The sequence below is a fragment of the Microvirga medicaginis genome, from assembly GCF_052658925.1.
Genome location: NZ_JBQWEL010000032.1, coordinates 1 through 17,296 on the forward strand (window position 1 = coordinate 1; position 17,296 = coordinate 17,296).

At 60.9% G+C, this 17,296-nt stretch carries 17 protein-coding genes; 10 read left to right on the forward strand and 7 right to left on the reverse strand.

Annotated features, from left to right (window positions below; genetic code table 11):
* Window positions 1-274 precede the first annotated feature (274 nt).
* The gene (locus tag ACUXUR_RS25035; RefSeq protein WP_445505064.1) at window positions 275-553 is read left to right on the forward strand and encodes a hypothetical protein; all 279 of its coding nucleotides are present in this window, start codon (window positions 275-277) and stop codon (window positions 551-553) included.
* A gap of 212 nt (window positions 554-765) precedes the next feature.
* Window positions 766-3,735 (forward strand): excinuclease ABC subunit UvrA, encoded by a 2,970-nt coding sequence (uvrA, locus tag ACUXUR_RS25040; protein WP_445505065.1) that lies wholly within the window; start codon window positions 766-768, stop codon window positions 3,733-3,735.
* 215 nt (window positions 3,736-3,950) lie between these two features.
* Here the strand turns inward: uvrA and ACUXUR_RS25045 are convergent, their stop codons facing one another.
* The 3 genes from ACUXUR_RS25045 to ACUXUR_RS25055 form a co-directional block, all read right to left on the reverse strand.
* On the reverse strand, window positions 3,951-4,334 hold the full coding sequence (locus ACUXUR_RS25045) for a hypothetical protein (protein WP_445505066.1): 384 nt from the start codon (window positions 4,332-4,334) through the stop codon (window positions 3,951-3,953).
* 303 nt (window positions 4,335-4,637) lie between these two features.
* Complete coding sequence (locus ACUXUR_RS25050; RefSeq protein ID WP_445505067.1) at window positions 4,638-5,708, reverse strand: NAD(P)H-dependent flavin oxidoreductase; 1,071 nt, start codon at window positions 5,706-5,708, stop codon at window positions 4,638-4,640.
* A gap of 203 nt (window positions 5,709-5,911) precedes the next feature.
* Window positions 5,912-6,688, reverse strand: a complete 777-nt coding sequence (locus ACUXUR_RS25055; protein ID WP_445505068.1) for a bestrophin-like domain — start codon at window positions 6,686-6,688, stop codon at window positions 5,912-5,914.
* Between the two features lie 229 nt (window positions 6,689-6,917).
* Here ACUXUR_RS25055 and ACUXUR_RS25060 point away from each other — a divergent pair, with 229 nt between their 5' ends.
* Window positions 6,918-7,727 carry a class I SAM-dependent methyltransferase gene (locus ACUXUR_RS25060; RefSeq protein ID WP_445505069.1) on the forward strand — a complete coding sequence of 270 codons (810 nt, stop codon included), beginning with the start codon at window positions 6,918-6,920 and terminating at the stop codon, window positions 7,725-7,727.
* Between the two features lie 11 nt (window positions 7,728-7,738).
* On the opposite strand, the gene ACUXUR_RS25065 is transcribed toward ACUXUR_RS25060, so the two are convergent.
* On the reverse strand, window positions 7,739-8,887 hold the full coding sequence (locus ACUXUR_RS25065; RefSeq protein ID WP_445505070.1) for a GGDEF domain-containing protein: 1,149 nt from the start codon (window positions 8,885-8,887) through the stop codon (window positions 7,739-7,741).
* 211 nt (window positions 8,888-9,098) lie between these two features.
* Between ACUXUR_RS25065 and ACUXUR_RS25070 the strand changes: the two genes are divergently transcribed.
* Both ACUXUR_RS25070 and ACUXUR_RS25075 read left to right on the forward strand, forming a co-directional pair.
* Complete coding sequence (locus ACUXUR_RS25070) at window positions 9,099-9,650, forward strand: DUF2231 domain-containing protein (protein WP_445505071.1); 552 nt, start codon at window positions 9,099-9,101, stop codon at window positions 9,648-9,650.
* Window positions 9,651-9,693: 43 nt separating this feature from the next.
* Window positions 9,694-9,978, forward strand: a complete 285-nt coding sequence (locus ACUXUR_RS25075; protein ID WP_445505072.1) for a porin — start codon at window positions 9,694-9,696, stop codon at window positions 9,976-9,978.
* 58 nt (window positions 9,979-10,036) lie between these two features.
* Here ACUXUR_RS25075 and ACUXUR_RS25080 read toward each other — a convergent pair whose 3' ends face one another.
* Window positions 10,037-10,351: a hypothetical protein gene (locus ACUXUR_RS25080; protein ID WP_445505073.1), complete on the reverse strand. Its 315-nt coding sequence runs from the start codon at window positions 10,349-10,351 to the stop codon at window positions 10,037-10,039.
* Between the two features lie 474 nt (window positions 10,352-10,825).
* Here ACUXUR_RS25080 and ACUXUR_RS25085 point away from each other — a divergent pair, with 474 nt between their 5' ends.
* The gene (locus tag ACUXUR_RS25085; protein ID WP_445505074.1) at window positions 10,826-11,236 is read left to right on the forward strand and encodes a four-helix bundle copper-binding protein; all 411 of its coding nucleotides are present in this window, start codon (window positions 10,826-10,828) and stop codon (window positions 11,234-11,236) included.
* Window positions 11,237-11,315: 79 nt separating this feature from the next.
* On the opposite strand, the gene ACUXUR_RS25090 is transcribed toward ACUXUR_RS25085, so the two are convergent.
* Window positions 11,316-12,122, reverse strand: a complete 807-nt coding sequence (locus ACUXUR_RS25090; protein WP_445505075.1) for a hypothetical protein — start codon at window positions 12,120-12,122, stop codon at window positions 11,316-11,318.
* Between the two features lie 247 nt (window positions 12,123-12,369).
* On the opposite strand from ACUXUR_RS25090, the gene ACUXUR_RS25095 reads away from it, so the two are divergent.
* From ACUXUR_RS25095 to ACUXUR_RS25105, 3 genes are all read left to right on the forward strand, one after another.
* Entirely contained in the window at window positions 12,370-13,266 is an 897-nt protein-coding gene (locus ACUXUR_RS25095) for a calcium-binding protein (RefSeq protein ID WP_445505076.1), read from the forward strand.
* A 251-nt stretch (window positions 13,267-13,517) separates the two neighbouring features.
* A complete protein-coding gene (locus tag ACUXUR_RS25100; RefSeq protein WP_445505077.1) occupies window positions 13,518-14,474 on the forward strand; it encodes a mechanosensitive ion channel family protein in 957 nt (318 codons plus the stop codon).
* Window positions 14,475-14,622: 148 nt separating this feature from the next.
* Window positions 14,623-14,778 carry a DUF1127 domain-containing protein gene (locus tag ACUXUR_RS25105; RefSeq protein ID WP_084731585.1) on the forward strand — a complete coding sequence of 52 codons (156 nt, stop codon included), beginning with the start codon at window positions 14,623-14,625 and terminating at the stop codon, window positions 14,776-14,778.
* A gap of 118 nt (window positions 14,779-14,896) precedes the next feature.
* Here ACUXUR_RS25105 and ACUXUR_RS25110 read toward each other — a convergent pair whose 3' ends face one another.
* The gene (locus ACUXUR_RS25110; RefSeq protein ID WP_445505078.1) at window positions 14,897-15,655 is read right to left on the reverse strand and encodes a glucose 1-dehydrogenase; all 759 of its coding nucleotides are present in this window, start codon (window positions 15,653-15,655) and stop codon (window positions 14,897-14,899) included.
* Between the two features lie 81 nt (window positions 15,656-15,736).
* On the opposite strand from ACUXUR_RS25110, the gene trmFO reads away from it, so the two are divergent.
* Window positions 15,737-17,155: a methylenetetrahydrofolate--tRNA-(uracil(54)-C(5))-methyltransferase (FADH(2)-oxidizing) TrmFO gene (gene trmFO, locus ACUXUR_RS25115; RefSeq protein ID WP_445505079.1), complete on the forward strand. Its 1,419-nt coding sequence runs from the start codon at window positions 15,737-15,739 to the stop codon at window positions 17,153-17,155.
* The last annotated feature ends 141 nt before the right edge of the window (window positions 17,156-17,296 follow it).

Sequence of the window (17,296 nt, forward strand, 5' to 3'; positions counted from 1 at the left end):
GCCAACTCCTGTTCATGTGAGGCTGTTCTGGGGCCGGAGGGCGCCTGGGACAAGCCGGAGCGGAAGTTCTGCACAGGGCTGTCCCCAGAAACAGCCCGGTCCAAGCGGCCGAGGAAGAGCCCCAAACATGCCGGGCATGAAGGGTATCTTCACGATAAGTAAGTCCGACTCGACGGCAACCATACCGACATCGCTACGTTAGCCTGCGACCCTTCGCAGGCCATTGACGGCTCTTGGAGAGGTCGAAAACCAGCATCCAGAAGAGGAGCAGCAGATGTACAAGCTCGCTTTAGTTCTGTGTGCCTGCGTAACCATTGGAGCCTGTTCGCCCACAACGACCGGAAGCGTGGCGGGAGCCACGACGGGGGCCCTCGTCGGCGGCCCCGTAGGCGCGGTGGTCGGCGGAGTCGGCGGCGCGGCGGCCGGTGCGACTGCGGGAGCAGCCACAGGCGCTCGGGTCGCCCAGGCTTCCCCAGGATACTGCTACGTCTATGATCGGAACGGCCGCATGATGATGAATGCTTCCGGCAACCCGCGGCTCCGTCGCTGCTAGCCAAAGGCCTAACGGAAGACCTGTGCTGCGGCATGGGCCTTCCGCTTTATACCCCTTCTTTAGGCGACGGCCCCATTGCCCTTCGTACCCTCTTTGTTCTAGGATTTGAGACCTGGAATCATCCGCCGCATTGCATCCACGGGTGAGACGTCACATATCCCGGAGCCGGCCTCACTTGGCCGTTTTCCCCTCTTTGAAGGCTATTGAAGGCCATGGCTAAACTCGACGAGCTGTTCAACCGCGCCAAGGCGGGAGACCCGAATGCGCGCGTGATCTCCGTGCGCGGCGCGCGGGAGCACAATCTCAAAAACGTCGACCTCATGGTACCGCGCGACAACTTCGTGGTGTTCACGGGCCTGTCCGGCTCGGGAAAATCGTCGCTGGCCTTCGATACGATCTATGCCGAGGGGCAGCGGCGCTATGTGGAATCTCTCTCGGCTTACGCCCGCCAGTTCCTGGAGATGATGCAGAAGCCGGATGTGGACCAGATCGACGGCCTGTCGCCCGCCATCTCCATCGAGCAGAAGACCACCTCGAAGAACCCGCGCTCGACCGTGGGCACGGTGACCGAGATCTACGATTACATGCGCCTGCTCTGGGCGCGGGTCGGCATTCCCTATTCTCCCGCAACGGGCCTGCCCATCGAGAGCCAGACGGTCAGCCAGATGGTGGACCGGGTGCTGGAATTACCGGAGAAGACCCGTCTCTACCTGCTGGCCCCCGTGGTGCGCGGCCGCAAAGGCGAGTACCGCAAGGAGATCGCCGAGTTCCAGAAGAAGGGCTTCCAGCGTCTGAAGATCGACGGCGAATACTACGCCATCGACGAGGCCCCTGCCCTCGACAAGAAGTTCAAGCACGACATCGACGTGGTGGTGGACCGCATCGTCGTGCGCGCCGACATCGCCGCGCGCCTGTCGGAATCCTTCGAGACGGCGCTCGAACTCACCGACGGCATCGCCATCATCGAATATGCGGACGAGAAGGACGAGAAGGGCCAGCCGAAGCGCATCGTCTTCTCCTCCAAATTCGCTTGCCCGGTCTCCGGCTTCACGATCCCCGAGATCGAGCCGCGCCTGTTCTCGTTCAACAATCCCTTCGGCGCCTGCCCCACCTGCGGCGGGATCGGCCACGAGATGCGCATCGATGAAGCGCTGGTGGTGGACGAAACGCTCTCCCTCAAGCGCGGCGCCATCATGCCCTGGGCAAAGTCCACTTCGCCCTATTACGGCCAGACTCTGGAAGCGATCACCAAGCACTACAAAGCCTCCATGACGAAGCCCTGGACGGAGCTTCCGGAAAAGGTGCGCGACGTGATCCTCTACGGCTCGGACGGTGAAGCCATCCGCATGGCTTATGACGATGGGCTTCGTGCCTATGAGGTGAGGAAGCCCTTCGAGGGCGTGATCCCGAACCTGGAGCGCCGCTACAAGGAAACCGAGAGCGACTGGGCGCGCGAGGAGATCGGCCGCTTCATGAGCGAGACGCCTTGCGAAGCCTGCGGCGGCAAGCGCCTGAAGCCTGAGGCTCTCGCGGTGAAGATCGCGGGCTTCGACATCGGCGACGCTACAGCGCTTTCCGTGAAGGACGCGCATGAGTGGTTCGGCGGCCTGTCGAAGAAGCTCAATAAGAAGCAGAACGACATCGCAGGCCGCATTCTCAAGGAGATCCGGGATCGCCTCACCTTCCTTGTCGATGTGGGCCTGGAATACCTGACGCTCGCCCGCGCCTCCGGCACGCTCTCCGGCGGCGAGAGCCAGCGCATTCGTCTCGCCTCGCAGATCGGCTCCGGGTTGACCGGCGTTCTCTACGTGCTCGACGAGCCATCCATCGGCCTGCACCAGCGCGACAACGACCGTCTGCTCGTGACGTTGAAGCGCCTGCGCGATCTCGGCAACACGGTGATCGTGGTGGAGCACGACGAGGACGCGATCCTCCAGGCCGATTACGTATTCGATATCGGACCGGGCGCCGGTATCCACGGCGGCGAGATCGTTGCCGAGGGTACGCCCGACGAGATCATGAAGAATCCGAAGTCGCTGACGGGTAAGTATCTCACGGGTGAGATGTCCGTGAAGGTGCCGGCACAGCGCCGCAAGCGCGATCCGAAACGCATGCTCAAAGTGGTCGGCGCGAAGGGCAACAACCTGAAGAACGTCACGGCAGAGATTCCGCTCGGCACGTTCACCTGCATCACCGGCGTTTCCGGCGGCGGCAAGTCTACGCTCGTCATCGATACGCTCTACAAGGCTGTCGCGCGCAAGCTCAATGGTGCGCTGGAGCATCCGGCCCCGCATGAGCGCATCGAGGGCCTGGAGCATCTCGACAAGGTCATCGACATCGACCAGTCGCCCATCGGCCGCACGCCGCGTTCGAACCCGGCGACCTATGTCGGTGCCTTCACGCCGATCCGCGAGTGGTTTGCAGGTCTGCCCGAGGCGAAGGCGCGCGGCTATCAGGCCGGACGCTTCTCCTTCAACGTGAAGGGCGGACGCTGCGAGGCCTGCTCGGGCGACGGCGTGATCAAGATCGAGATGCACTTCCTGCCCGACGTCTACGTCACCTGCGACGTGTGCAAGGGCAAGCGCTACGACCGTGAGACGCTGGAGGTGAAGTATCGCGACAAGTCCATCGCCGACGTGCTCGACATGACGGTGGAGGAAGCGCGCGACCTGTTCAAGGCCGTGCCGTCGATCCGCGAGAAGATGCAGACGCTCGCCCGTGTCGGCCTCGACTACGTGCATGTGGGCCAACAGGCGACGACACTCTCCGGTGGCGAGGCGCAGCGCGTGAAGCTTTCCAAGGAGCTGTCCAAGCGCGCGACCGGCCGCACGCTCTACATCCTCGATGAACCCACCACGGGCCTGCACTTCCACGATGTGGCGAAGCTCCTCGAGGTGCTGCACGAGTTGGTGGACCAGGGCAACACGGTGGTGGTGATCGAGCACAATCTCGAAGTCATCAAGACCGCCGACTGGGTGATCGACATGGGCCCCGAAGGCGGCAGCGGCGGCGGCCAGATCGTCGCTGAAGGTACTCCCGAGGACATCGCCAAATCCAAGGACAGCCACACCGGCCGCTTCCTGAAAGAGGTGCTGGAGCGCAGGCCTCTGAAGAAGGAAGCTGCGGGCAAGGATGCAGGCAAGAAGCCGAAGAAAGTGACGCGGCAGGAGGCGGCGGAGTAACGCAAAGACCCTGTAAGCATTCTGTTTCGGCTAGCGCATCGTGCGGGCCCGAAGGGCCACGCTAGCGAAAAGTGGATCCGGTTTTCCGCAGTCAACGATGCGCCGCCTGAAGCAGGGAGCATGTTCGAACACCCTGCGAGCCCCCACAGCCTGATATCTGCAGGGGCTTGCAATCATACTCGACATCGCTGCCGACATTTCACACCCTTGCCCGATTAGGGGCAGGAGAACGGCAATTCATACCAATCGGCGACGGATCGGCCGCCATGCTTGACGAGGTAAACTCCATCGGCGGGATAGCCATCCGGGCAGATCTGACGGGCATAGATCCAACCGCGATCACCACCGAGGAAACCGTAATCTCCGTTGCCATGGTGGACGGTCGTTCCCGCCGGGCTGTCGCGGATATAGTCGATGTCATTCTTGTAGGTTTCCTTCGGCGGGAGCGGATTGTGCCTGGACGATCCGGGCGGCTTTGGATCGGAATGAGTTCCACCTGCGATTGGCCCATTCCCTAAATTCGTGCCTCCGTACCAAATGCCTCCACCGCCGGAATTGTTGAAGAACTCATTCATCGCTTGTTGAAGTGAAAACGCCATAGTGACCTCTCTTCGACTCGATTGCGTGATGTTATTTAGTCACGCATAAGCTTAAGTAGGCGAAAGGCTCCCCTTTCAAGCAGACGTGCAAAATCCTCCATTTCATATTTCGATCTGAAAAAAATCTTTATATTCCAATGACATCGCAGATCTAAAGATCCATACCGGCTCAAACAAGGAGCGTAAGGTGCGATAGCGCATATGGCGAGGCAGCCAAAATGCCGGTTGCATGGCCGTACAGGCAGCGATGATGGCGGAGCTAGGGTGTGACACGGCAGGCGGCGGAGTAAGCCTGCCGCAGTCTCAGTGCGATGAGAGTATTGCCAGGGCTTCCTGCGCCAGGCGCTTCGTGAGTTCCCCAGCAGGAAGCTCGCAGCATAGGCGCGCTGACTGGCCCGACCAGAGGGGCATGAAGTCTCCCAAACCGAGAGGCTCGGATTTCTGACGCAAGGGCGCGAGCGCCCCGCCCGCAAGCGGAAACTGGGGCGCAGCCGCCGAGAGGGGTCCCACCTCGCGCATGATCCGGTTGACGATGCCTCGGGCGGGACGCCCGGTGAAGACATTCGTCAAAGCTGTCTTTTCAACGTCGTTGCCCTTCAGCGCTTGTCTATGAACGGACGATATCGTGGCTTCCGGGGTGAACAGATAGGCCGTTCCCATCTGCACGGCCGATGCGCCCAACGCAAAAGCCGCGACGATGCCGCGCGCGTCGGCAATTCCGCCCGCAGCAATGACAGGTATCTTCACCGCGTCTGCCACCTGTGGCACCAGCGCCATGGTGCCCACTTGGGTCGAGAGGTCTTCGGTTAGAAAGATGCCGCGATGGCCGCCCGCTTCGAAGCCTTGCGCGATGATGGCATCACACCCCTCGCCTTCGAGCCAGCGCGCCTCATCGACCGTGGTCGCGGACGACAGGACTTTGGCCCCCGTGTCCTTTACGCGCTTCAGCAGGCCCTGCTGCGGCAGCCCGAAATGAAAGCTCACGACTTCGGGCGTGAACTCCTCCACGAGGCTCAAGAAAGCCTCGTCGAAAGGCGCGCGTGTCGACGGCGGTGTCGGCATCTCCGGATCGAGCCCGAGCTCCAGATAGTAGTTCCTCAGACGCTGTTTCCACGCAGCTTCCCGCTCCGCATCGAAATCCGGCGCTTGGTGGCAGAAGAAGTTGACGTTGATTGGTTTCGAGGTTTTCCGACGGATCCTGGACAGTTCCTCCCGGGCCTTGTCGTGGCTCAGCAGCGCGCAAGGCAGCGAACCGAGACCTCCGGCTTCCGAGACGGCGATGACCATGTCGGACAAGTTGGCTCCGGCCATGGGGGCCTGGATGATGGGAATCTCGTTTCCCAGGAGGTCAAGAATTCGCCGATCTTTCCACATGGCTTCTGCCTTTCCTGCATGGCGCATCGTGCGGAACCGAATGTCCGCGTCGGTGCCCCAGAGGTCCGCAGCGAACGATGCGCCATTAAATAAGGGAGCATCGGATCAGTCCCAAAAGTGCAAATCCACTTTTGGGATCACCTCCGCTCCTCTCCTTGTATCGTCCGGTACGGAGATCCGGAACCACTTTCCAAACGCATACGCTAGGGCGTCTTCAGTTCCTCTTCGAGCACCATTCCATAGGGTGAAGTGTCGATAGCGGCCGGGCCTGCATAGGGATGGCTCAGAGCGAGGATGAAATAGAGCGTGAGCCCCGTATAGGCTCCGTAAACGGAGAGAACGGCGATATGCAGGGCCGTCGCCGGGAATACAAGAAAGAACCCGACGGTGATGACAAAGCCCGCCAAGGCCATCCACCAGAACAAGCCGGGAATGCCACGGTGAAGCAGCGCTAATCGTGCCTTCCGGTGATCCTGAAGGTTATCCATGTTCATGATCATGCGGCCGCGAAGAGATTCCTGCTGCGGAGTCTCCGCCTTCAGGTTGAGGATGCCGATATCGAGATCGTTATAAGCTCGGCTCGCCTCTCTACTGCCTTGGGGGCGGTCAGATGCCTGCCACTCTTTTTGCAAGACGGCTCTGACGTAAACTGCGAGTCGGGTACGGAGAGTGTCTTCCTCCGGCCCGTTCCATTGATCCAGCTGCAATGCAATATGCTCGATCGTTGAAATTTCCTTCGAGACCTCCTGCTGCAGGTTCGTATGCGCCGATTGGGCCTCGGCAAAGACAAGCGCCAGGATAAGGCCATGAACCGTGCCGACGCGAATAGCGACCGTTTCGGCCACATCGCGAGCCTTCGTCGGCAAGTCATCGGTCAGCTGTCTGCGGACGATGCCGAATGGCAGGACGGAGACGGCAATTGCGATCAGCATCGCAATAATGGCGCCGAACCAGGCAGGAAGCTGCAGAATGGTCGCCATGCTTGCTCCTGGTCTGAGCGCACCCCGTTTGCTGGTAGCCGATGCCGTACAAGAGAGCATGGCATGCTCTGCGCTGCCATGGCTTTTCGGGTGTAGTCGAGACGACGTTCGCTCTCTCGCCTACTCTCGCCCACACAAGCGAACCGCACCCTCGCTCCTCCTTTTGAGCCTATTGCCCGCCTTATCCATCCGCGGGATGATGGCGCGTTTTTTTGCGGCGGAGGAGACCATGAGCGCCACCGATGCAGCTTTTGCTGGCTCGATCCCTGCCGTTTACGAGCAGTATCTCGGTTCCCTTGTCTTTGAGCCTTTTGCCGAAGATCTGGCCACGCGGCTCAAGGGTGTCACCTCCGGGCGGGTTCTGGAAGCAGCGGCAGGCACGGGCATCGTCACGCGCGCGATGGTCAAGGCCCTGCCGCCTGAGGTCGAGATCATTGCGACCGACCTCAATCAAGCCATGCTCGATCTGGCACGGACGAAGCTCCAGGCGCCCAATGTAACCTGGCGCCAAGCGGACGCGCAGTCGCTTCCCTTCGAGGATAGCTCCTTCGATGCCGTGGTGTGCCAGTTCGGCGTGATGTTCTTTCCGGACAAGCCCGCGGCCTATCGGGAGGCATTGCGCGTGCTCAAGCCCGGCGGACGCTTTCTGTTCAATGCCTGGGACAGTCTGGACGCGAACCTGGTGAGCAAGGTCGTATCCGACCAGGCGGTTGAAATGTTTCCCGAGGATCCGCCCCGGTTCATCGAGCGTACGCCCTTCGGCTATTTCGATGCGGGCCGCATTGAGGGCGAACTCCAGCTGGCGGGGTTCGAAGACGTCACCATCGAGCCGGTCGACAAGGTGAGCCACGCGCCCTCCGCACGCCACGCCGCCATAGGCCTGACCCAGGGAACGCCGTTACGCGGCGAGATCGAGGCCCGCGCACCGGGCCGTCTCGACGAGGTTACGGACAAGGCGACGCAGGCTCTCGTCGAACGGTTCGGAGATGGCCGGGTCGAGAACCGCATGCGGGCCCTTGTCGTCACGGCCCGGCGATAAGGCCCGCAGCACTATTGAGCGGAGGTCAGAGGACCGGCCGCGACGACGACATCTCGGCCGTTATCCTTCGCTGAGTAAAGTGCAAGGTCCGCTTCCTGAAGCAATGTCTTGATTGCTGTTGCGTGATCAGAAGCGGCGCAGCCCACGCTGACAGTCACTTGGGCCTGAGGGCCCAGCATGGCTTTGCCGGCGGCGGAGAATGCACGTCTTACCGTCTCGGCCAGAGCCTTGGCATCTCCCATGGACATCGGCAGGATCGCGGCGAATTCCTCGCCGCCCAATCTGCCGAAGGAGCGTCCGGGAAGGTGCTCGGTCAACACCTCTCCAAACAGCATGAGAATGCGGTCACCCATCTCATGGCCATAGCGATCATTAAAGGACTTGAAGTTGTCGAGATCGAAGACGAGACAGCTGACCGGCTTGCCTTTCCTGGCATGAATGAGCCGCGTTGCGTGCTGCAGGAAAGCGCGCCGATTGGGAATGCCGGTCAAAGGATCGATGAAGGCTGCCTGCTTATAGCCCAGTTCGACATGTTCCTTGGCCATGGACAGAAAGATGAACGCCAGGGCTGGAGTATAGACCACCAGGAAAAGGGCCATCTCGGAGGACCATCGGTTGGCCAGAGCGTCGATCCAAGGAATCGACGTCACCGCGAGCCCGGGCCAAGTCCGGAAGATGTTGAAAATAGCCAGGAGCACCAGGAGAACGACGGCGATCTGCTGGGAAGCGAGGGGATGTTTGGCATGACGCCAGAGTTCGCGAGCGCTGAGCCAGGAATAGACACCCGTCGTCAGCGCAACCAGGATCAGTCGGTAATCCTGCCTCTCATAAATGAGCGGGAAAGCCGCGATCCACAGCACGACCCCGGTCCAGATGAGCGGAGGAAAACCCCTGCGGCCGTTGAAGATCCGGCAGCCGGCATAAAGAGCCACATAGGACAGAAGGCCAAGGGCATTGCCCGCCAGGAGCGCCGGATAGGAGTTATGGGACCTTCCAAGGTTCGCAACCGCAAAGCCGCCCGCGATAAGACAGAAAGCAGCTCCCCACGGCAGGAGAGCGCGAACCTTTCGATTGAGCGTCCAGGCGAACACCAGCAACGCACCGAGAACCAGCGCGAGAAGGACAAAGGCAACATTGAGGGTGACTGGATCTAGGGTCATTGAAGCGGCGGCAAGGATTCGGCTGATCGGTCGCAGTAGTAAAGGAGTCCCTGCACACCCCTTTCCCCTAGGTAATGATTGCTAGTGCTATGTTCGATTAGTCTTCGGATGTCCAGCCCTACGCGAAGCGGCATCGCCACATGAACGGTGGTGCAGGAACTAAGCCTTGGGCGCGGCATTCTTCTTCATATTACTTCCAAAGGAGAGCTCCATGGGCCGCTATCACCGTCACGGGGTGGAGAGCACGGCCGCCATTGCCGGGCATCCGCTCCACCACATGCTCGTCACCTTTCCGGTTGCCTTCCTGATCGGGGCTTTCGGGACAGATATTGCGTTTGCAAGCACGAGCAATCCTTTCTGGGCGGACGCCTCCTATTGGTTGCTGATCGCAGGCATTGTCACTGCTCTGGTGGCAGCGATCCCTGGCCTCATCGACTTCGTGAGCATCGATCGAGTGCGCAACCTCTGGATTTCATGGACCCACATGGTTGTGAACCTTGTGGTCGTGGGCGTCGCCCTTGTGAATGTCGGCGTTCGCCTGGATAACCCTGCCGCGGGCGCTCAGGATTGGGGCCTCTGGCTCTCAGGCCTCCAAACCCTGCTGCTGCTCTTCAGCGGCTGGCTCGGAGGGGAAATGGCCTATCGTTATCACGTTGGCGCGATCCAGGACGACAGCCCCCAAGTCGAGCAGTTCCTCGTGGAGGTCGACCGCAGCGGAGTCGCGGAATCCTACGACCGCCGCAGCGGCACCGGCCGTCGGTAAGCGTCCTTTTCTTCTGGGCTCCTAGACGCTAAGTTGGGAGCCCATGAACCGCATCCTCCTGATCCTCTCTGCCGCCTTACTGGCTATGGGCGGCCCTGCTCTGGCAGCCTCATCCTGCCCGCCTGGTTTCGCGCAGCTTCAGAATTCGGACACCTGCGTGCGCATCAGCGGCCGTGTTCGGGCAGAAACCATCGTCGGCTCATCTCGGAGCCGTACATCCGACAACGTGACGACCCACGCGAGTGGGCGCGTTCAGATGGATGTGAGAAGGCAGACGGAATACGGACCTCTGCGCGCGGTCATCGCTGTGGATGGGATCGGGCGTTAGGCGTTAATCTCTTCCGCCTAATCAAAGGGCGCCCGAAGGCGCCCTGTTTGGTTTCGGATCAGTATCCGTAATCGTAATACTCTTCACGATAATAGCTCCGTCTCGGAGCCTCATAATAGCGGTAGGACGGCTCATACGTGCGATAGGTCGGGCGGGCAGTCGCGCCGAGTACACCGCCAACGATGGCCCCCGTTACGCCCGCCGCGATCGCAGCATTATTATTGCGCCGCTTCACGACATAAGCCTGAGCCTTGCCGTTCTTGTAGTGGCCATAGGCATGCCCCTTGCCTTTTCCCGGACGGGCATCGGCCGCTCCGGAGAAAGACGTGACCGCCAGAAGCGCCACGCTCATCGTCAACAGAAACTTTTTCATCAGTTGAACTCCGATATTAAACTGAAAAGAATAAGATCTTTTAGCGGCGCCGGTTCCCGCTTCCATATACTCTCAAGGCGAACAGACCCGCGCGAAAACCACATCGCTAGTATCATCTCGTTCAAGACGAGAGTTCCGTGTTTCAAACAGTCCCCATCATGCTTGAACTTCGGACCACGTGGAAGCCCCCAGCGAAGTTCCTCCTTGCCGAGACTTGTCGCTGCTTTTTTATCACCACACGTCAATGGATTCGTGATCTGCGATGTGCCAGTTCTCCGTGATGTCGAGACGGGAGCTAACGCGTGCCTTCAACCGAACCCTCGAGAGCTGCCCGGCTCTTCCGGAACTTCAGGAGATGGAAAGGGATGGTTTCCAGGCAGGCACCGGAACCATCCCGGCAATCTCTTGTTGGCCAAGGCTGGGGGCACAAGGGCTCTTGCTGAGTTGAGCTCTCAGACAGAACAGGAGATCGCAATGCACGCTCATGAGATGGTCAGCACGCATCCGCATGTCAAAGGCAAGACCAATGACGCTCTGATCCGCTGCATCGAGGAATGCTTCGATTGCGCGCAGATCTGCACCTCCTGCGCCGATGCCTGCCTCGGCGAGCAAACGGTCGCTCAACTGACCCAATGCATTCGCCTCAACATGGATTGCGCGGATATCTGCATGGCGACAGGCACCGTCGCGACCCGGCGGACTGGCTCCAATGAAGACGTGATCCGCCATATGCTGAGCGCCTGCATGACAGCCTGTCGTCTGTGCGGCGAGGAATGCGAACGCCATGCCAAGATGCACGAGCATTGCCGCGTCTGCGCCGAAGCGTGCCGCCGCTGCGAGCAAGCATGTCAGCTGGCTCTCAACAGCATGGGTGCTCATCATTAAGCTCGCACTGAGAGGTCAAAATCCAAAGCAGAGGGGCCGGTTTCCCGGCCCCTTTTTCACATACTTGGAGAGCACACGCTTACTGCGCCGTCGAGCTGTTGCCCTGCGTCTTGCCCTCAGAGGACGAGCCACCCTGCTGCGGGATCGGCAGCTTCTTGGTGGAGGTCGTCGCGTTGCTCCTCTCGGACGAGGTGTTGCCGCTGGAGGTGCTGCGCGTCGAGACCGAACCGGTCGTCGAGGGCGAGCTCGACCTGTTCACTTCGGTCGAGGTGCGGGTGGAGCTGCGGCGCTGTTCAACCGAAACGCCCACGTCCGGCGACGTATCGCGGGTGCGGACCGTCGTGCGGCGGTGCACGGACACGCTCGGCTCGTTCACTTCCTCGTAGCGACGCACCGAGCGGCGACGAACCTCCACCGGCTCATCGACAACCTGATAACGGCGCTTCTTCACCGCAAATTTCTTGGTCTTTTTCTTTACCGCCACCTTCTTGGTGGAAGGCTTCTTCTTGATCACCGTGCGGTGAACTTCGGTATCGGGCTCTTCAATGGCCGTCACACTGCGACGGCGTGTGACGGAGACACTCGGCTCATCAACCTCATGCACGGTGCGGGAGCGAACCGACACGCCCGCGCGCTCGCGGGTTTCAACGCCCACGCCGACACGCGTGCTGCCCTGCTCGCGGGTCGTCGTGTTGGACTGAGAGATCTGCGAAGACCGGGACGTCGTGCTGCCGGTCGCCTGTTCCTTGCCCCCTGATTGCTGCTTTTTGGGCAGCATCATCTGGGTGTCCGAGGTCGACGAGGAGGTATTCGAGTTCGTTGTCGTCTGCGCGTAAGCCGTGCTGCTTAACAGCAGAAGGGCCGCGCCAAGCGCGATCTTCTTCATGGATTCATCTCCACTTAACTATAATGTGGAGTGTGAACGCACACCCTGGCTTCCTGTTCCCTATTCCTTCAGTAGTACGGGAACACAATACTCTCAGTCTTTTATGAATACCTGTTCATACTGCAACAACCTCCCGGTGGTTACGAAGCATTAACGCTGTCGAGCCTTTCCCAGAACTGTGCAGCTAAAATTCAGATTCATTCGTATAAGATAAGGTTATTAAGTTACTCAACGGGGATGCGCCGCCATGGCTGTCTTTCAAGCGTTCAATACCGCCGGTGTCGGCTTCAACATGTCGGGCACCAGCCCTTCCGGCTGGTCCTTCGTCAGCGCCAATCCGTATATCGAAACGGTGAAAACCTGGCAGGGAATCTGGGAGGGTGGCGATGTCGCGGGCTTCGATGTGAACGGCAGCTCCCTCATCGACCATTACACCGCCTGGTACTGGACCGACGGCTACGATGTCGTGATCGATCATCTGGTCTACGAGAACTATGGCGACACCGTTCTGTCGATCCAGAATCTCGACCTTCAAACGACGGTTGACGACCTGAACGCCTACGACTGGTACGTCGCCCTCAACCGCGGTCACGACACTTTCTACGGCAACGATTATGCGGACGTGATCCGCGGCGGCTATGGCAATGACGCGATCTATTCCTATGGCGGCCACGACACCCTGTTCGGCGATGCCGGCAGCGACAAGCTCTACGGCGTTACCGGAGATGACGATCTCTATGGCGGCACCGGCCGCGATCTACTGAGCGGTGGATCCGGCAGCGATTATCTGAGTGGCGGCCTCGATATCGATACGCTAGCTGGCGGCACGGGCCGCGACTACTTCGTCTTCGACTCCACGCCGTCGACCTACAACGTCGATACGATCACGGACTTCACCCCCGCCGACGACACCATCATGCTCGACAACGCCATCTTCACCCGCGTCGGGCCGAATGGCTGGCTTTCCAGCGCTGCCTTCCGGGTCGGCAGAGCCGCTGCGGACTCGACGGATCGCATCATCTACAACAAGGAAACGGGCGCCCTGCTCTATGACCGCGATGGTTACGGTGGTTACGCGGCCGTCAAGGTCGCCCAGCTGAAAGCGTGGCTGCCGATTACGAAATACGATTTCTACGTTCTCTGAGCGCGACGGTATGTTCATGCCGTAAGCCCCGGCCCTCGCCGGGGCTTTTCTTTCGGGGAACACCTCGTCCTGCTTGGCGTTGCGTTTCCATGCAGGACATCACGATCTCTCTCACCAACGCTCTCGAGCGATGGCAGAGCTTGTGGCCGAGCTGGCTGGTCACCCTCGCTTTTCTTAGCCTCGCAACCCTTCTCCTTCTCTTCCTTCACTCCCTTCTTCTCAGTGTTTTGAGGTTGGCGTTGCGAGGAAGGTTGGCCGAGTTTGGGCGCAAGCTGCTGCACAGGATCGGCCCGCCGACGAAGCTCGGCATGCTGGTGTTGGGCCTCGGCGTCGTGGTCCAGGCCCTGCCGCGGCGGGGAGGAAGCTATGACCTGATCCAGTGGGGTCTGCTCTTCGGCTTCATCATCTTTCTCGGCTGGAGCGCAATCACCATCGTCAACACGGCCTCGGAGATCTATCTGCGCCGTGCCTTGAAAGGCTCCGAGGACAGCCTGCTGAGCCGCAAGCTGCTGACGCAGGTGCGCCTGCTGCGCAGAACCGTTGTCTTCGGCCTCGGCTTTATCACCCTCTCCGCGATCCTCATGACGATTCCCTCGGTCCGGCAATACGGCGTGAGCCTCTTCGCCTCCGCCGGCGTCGCTGGTCTGGCCGTCGGCCTAGCCGCGCGGCCGGTCCTCTCGAACCTCATCGCGGGCGTGCAGCTCGCGATCGCGCAGCCGATCCGGCTCGGCGACGAGGTGCTGCTGGAGGGCGAATTCGGCACCGTCGAGGAAATCCAGACCACCTACGTGGTCATCCGTCTTTGGGACTGGCGGCGCATGGTCGTGCCCCTCTCCTATTTCATGGAGAAGCCGTTCCAGAACTGGACCCGGCAATCGAGTTCCATCCTTGGTTCGGTGTTCTGGTACCTGGACTATGCCACACCCATCGACGAGGTTCGGGCCAAGTTCATGGAGATCCTGAAAAGCTCCAAGCTCTGGGATGGTGAGGTCGGCGTGCTGCACGTCACCGATGCCAAGGAAAGCACGCTCGAGCTCCGGGGCCTTATGAGCGCCGCCTCTTCGGGCGCCTCGTCGGATCTCCGCAACGAGGTCCGCGAGAAGCTCATAGCTTGGCTGCGGGAAACCTATCCCCAGGCGCTCCCCCGCACACGGACCGAGGTTCTCGGCTCCTCTCCAGAACCCATTCCTGGCGCTCGGGTCCATTAACTTGGCCTTAATGTGCTATGCTACTAAAGCATAACAGCCCTACTTTATTACCGCTCCTCTTTTGCGCCGCACAGGCATATATGCTGCATCGCACACAGCAAGAACAAAGGCCGCCGACTATAGGGGTCGGCAACTATAGGAGTTTCCAATGTTCGTGTCCTACATCCTCTCTAAAGTCCGCGCTTATATGCGTTATCGCGAAACCGTCCGTGAGCTCTCCCTGCTTTCGGACCGCGAGCTCGACGATCTCGGCATCTCCCGCTTCCAGATCGAGAGCATCGCCCGCGAGCACGCCGTCGCGTAAAAATGAGCTGCACTGCAGCAAAGGTCTAGCCCGCTTCCAGCGGGCTTTTTCTTTTGGACCATGGCATTTTCCGGCGAAGTGGATGCCGGTTCGCCGTTCGAAAATGCGTAAACTAAAGCTAGCGCCCGCCTGAAACCGGCAGAATGGCTCCGGTGATATAGGAGGCAGCGTCCGACATCAGGAACAGGACCGCTTCGGCGATCTCCTGAGGCTCGCCGATCCGCTTCATCGGGATGAAAGGCAGAAGCCGCTGCAAGCGGCCTGCATCCTGGGTGCTGCGCTCATGGATGTCGGTCCGGGTCATCCCCGGCGAAACGGCATTGACCCGCACGCCTTCCGTCGCCAGTTCCCGCGCCAGTCCGATGGTGAGAGAGTCGATGGCTCCCTTCGAAGCGGCGTACCAGACATATTCGTTCGGGCTTCCGAGATGGGCAGCGACGGACGAGATGTTGACGATGGATCCGCCTCCGCCGCCCCGGCTCTGCGACAGGCGCCGTGCCGCCTCGCGGGCCACGAGGAGAGCCCCGGTCACGTTGATGTCGATGCATTCGCGCAGCGTCTCGGCGGCAGTCTCGGCGAGCTTGCCCGACTTTCCCGTAACGCCGGCATTGTTCACCACGTGGGAGATGGGACCAATCCGCTTCTCCACTTCGTCGAAAAGACGCAGCACATCCGCTTCTACGGCAACATTGCCCTGGAAGGCCTGCGCCTCTGCACCCGCAGCCCGGCAGGTCTCGACGACTTCTTCGGCGGCAGTGCTCTCGGAGCGGTAAGTGATGGCGACGTCATAGCCACGGGATGCGGCGAGTTGCGCGATCGCCGCACCTATGCCGCGGCTGCCACCTGTAATAAGGACCACGGGTCGCTGGGATTGCATGGTGCCACCTTTCTAAGACGCAACCGGCGCAACTTGACCAGGGCTCCGAGGGGAGTCAACACATCGCCTGGGAGAATGACCATGAGCAAGATCGAACCCATTCACGTCATCGGCGGCGGCCTCGCAGGTTCAGAAGCCACTTGGCAGATCGCGCAGGCTGGCGTTCCCGTCGTCCTCCACGAGATGCGCCCCGTTCGCGGCACCGACGCGCACAAGACAGAAGGCTTGGCGGAACTCGTCTGCTCCAACTCCTTCCGCTCCGATGATGCGGAGACGAACGCGGTCGGACTGCTGCATCAGGAGATGCGCACCCTCGGCTCCCTCATCATGGCCAAGGGCGACGCCAATCAGGTGCCCGCAGGCGGCGCGCTTGCCGTCGACCGCGACGGCTTCTCCGATGCGGTGACGGCCGCGCTCGAAGCCCATCCGCTCGTCACCATCGAGCGGAGCGAGATCGCCGGCATTCCGCCGGAGGAATGGTCCTCCGTCATCATCGCCACCGGCCCGCTCACCTCTCCGGCCCTGGCGGAGGCGATCCTCAAGCTCACGGGCGAAACGTCTCTTGCCTTTTTCGACGCCATCGCTCCCATCGTCTATCGCGAGTCCATCAACATGGACATCGCGTGGTTCCAGTCGCGCTACGACAAGGTCGGCCCCGGCGGCACGGGGAAGGACTACATCAACTGCCCCATGACGAAGGAGCAGTACGACGCCTTCGTGGATGCGCTGATCGCCGGCGACAAGACCGAGTTCAAGGAATGGGAGGCGAACACCCCCTATTTCGACGGCTGCCTGCCCATCGAGGTCATGGCCGAACGCGGCCGCGAAACTCTGCGCCACGGCCCCATGAAGCCCGTTGGGCTCACCGACCCGCGCAATCCCGACGTGAAGCCCTATGCCATCGTGCAGCTGCGCCAGGACAACGCGCTCGGCACCCTGTTCAACATGGTGGGCTTCCAGACCAAGCTGAAATACGGCGCGCAGGCCGAGATCTTTCGCATGATCCCGGGCTTGGAAAACGCCGAATTCGCGCGCCTCGGCGGCATCCACCGCAACACCTATCTCAATTCGCCCAAGCTGCTCGATCCGACGCTGCGCCTGAAGGCCATGCCGCGCCTGCGCTTCGCGGGTCAGATCACGGGCTGCGAGGGCTATGTGGAGAGTGCGGCGGTAGGCCTGATGACCGGCCGCTTCGCCGCAGCCGAGCGGCTCGGCCATCCGATCCAGCCCCTGCCGCACACGACGGCGCTCGGCGCGCTCATCAACCACATCACGGGCGGTCACATCGAGACCATCGACGAAGGCCCGCGCTCCTTCCAGCCCATGAATGTGAATTTCGGCCTCTTCCCGCCGCTCGACCGCGCGCCGAAGGCGGAAGACGGCAAGCGCCTGCGCGGCTCGGCCAAGGCGATCGCGAAGAAAAAGATGCTGACGGACCGCGCCCGCGCGGATCTCGCAGCGTGGCTCGCCGCCGCCAACATGCCGGCGGCTGCGGAGTAAAGCCGCTCCACTGTCATCCCGGGGCCGCTCAGCGGAGCCCGAGATCCATAATCACTAACGATAGGGAATGAAGCGCAGTACGACATGCTGCGCTTTTTCTTTTTGCGGAACGGTTATGGATCCCCGCCTTCGCGGGGATGA

Excerpts from the sequence above, each read along its gene's own strand:
- ACUXUR_RS25060 (WP_445505069.1), top strand. The coding sequence starts at position 6,918 with ATGAGCGCCACCGATGCAGCTTTTGCTGGCTCGATCCCTGCCGTTTAC.
- ACUXUR_RS25070 (WP_445505071.1), top strand. The coding sequence starts at position 9,099 with ATGGGCCGCTATCACCGTCACGGGGTGGAGAGCACGGCCGCCATTGCC.
- ACUXUR_RS25065 (WP_445505070.1), bottom strand. The coding sequence starts at position 8,887 with ATGACCCTAGATCCAGTCACCCTCAATGTTGCCTTTGTCCTTCTCGCG.
- ACUXUR_RS25085 (WP_445505074.1), top strand. The coding sequence starts at position 10,826 with ATGCACGCTCATGAGATGGTCAGCACGCATCCGCATGTCAAAGGCAAG.
- ACUXUR_RS25080 (WP_445505073.1), bottom strand. The coding sequence starts at position 10,351 with ATGAAAAAGTTTCTGTTGACGATGAGCGTGGCGCTTCTGGCGGTCACG.
- trmFO (WP_445505079.1), top strand. The coding sequence starts at position 15,737 with ATGAGCAAGATCGAACCCATTCACGTCATCGGCGGCGGCCTCGCAGGT.
- ACUXUR_RS25050 (WP_445505067.1), bottom strand. The coding sequence starts at position 5,708 with ATGTGGAAAGATCGGCGAATTCTTGACCTCCTGGGAAACGAGATTCCC.
- ACUXUR_RS25095 (WP_445505076.1), top strand. The coding sequence starts at position 12,370 with ATGGCTGTCTTTCAAGCGTTCAATACCGCCGGTGTCGGCTTCAACATG.
- ACUXUR_RS25105 (WP_084731585.1), top strand. The coding sequence starts at position 14,623 with ATGTTCGTGTCCTACATCCTCTCTAAAGTCCGCGCTTATATGCGTTAT.
- ACUXUR_RS25110 (WP_445505078.1), bottom strand. The coding sequence starts at position 15,655 with ATGCAATCCCAGCGACCCGTGGTCCTTATTACAGGTGGCAGCCGCGGC.
- ACUXUR_RS25075 (WP_445505072.1), top strand. The coding sequence starts at position 9,694 with ATGAACCGCATCCTCCTGATCCTCTCTGCCGCCTTACTGGCTATGGGC.
- ACUXUR_RS25055 (WP_445505068.1), bottom strand. The coding sequence starts at position 6,688 with ATGGCGACCATTCTGCAGCTTCCTGCCTGGTTCGGCGCCATTATTGCG.
- ACUXUR_RS25035 (WP_445505064.1), top strand. The coding sequence starts at position 275 with ATGTACAAGCTCGCTTTAGTTCTGTGTGCCTGCGTAACCATTGGAGCC.
- ACUXUR_RS25045 (WP_445505066.1), bottom strand. The coding sequence starts at position 4,334 with ATGGCGTTTTCACTTCAACAAGCGATGAATGAGTTCTTCAACAATTCC.
- uvrA (WP_445505065.1), top strand. The coding sequence starts at position 766 with ATGGCTAAACTCGACGAGCTGTTCAACCGCGCCAAGGCGGGAGACCCG.
- ACUXUR_RS25090 (WP_445505075.1), bottom strand. The coding sequence starts at position 12,122 with ATGAAGAAGATCGCGCTTGGCGCGGCCCTTCTGCTGTTAAGCAGCACG.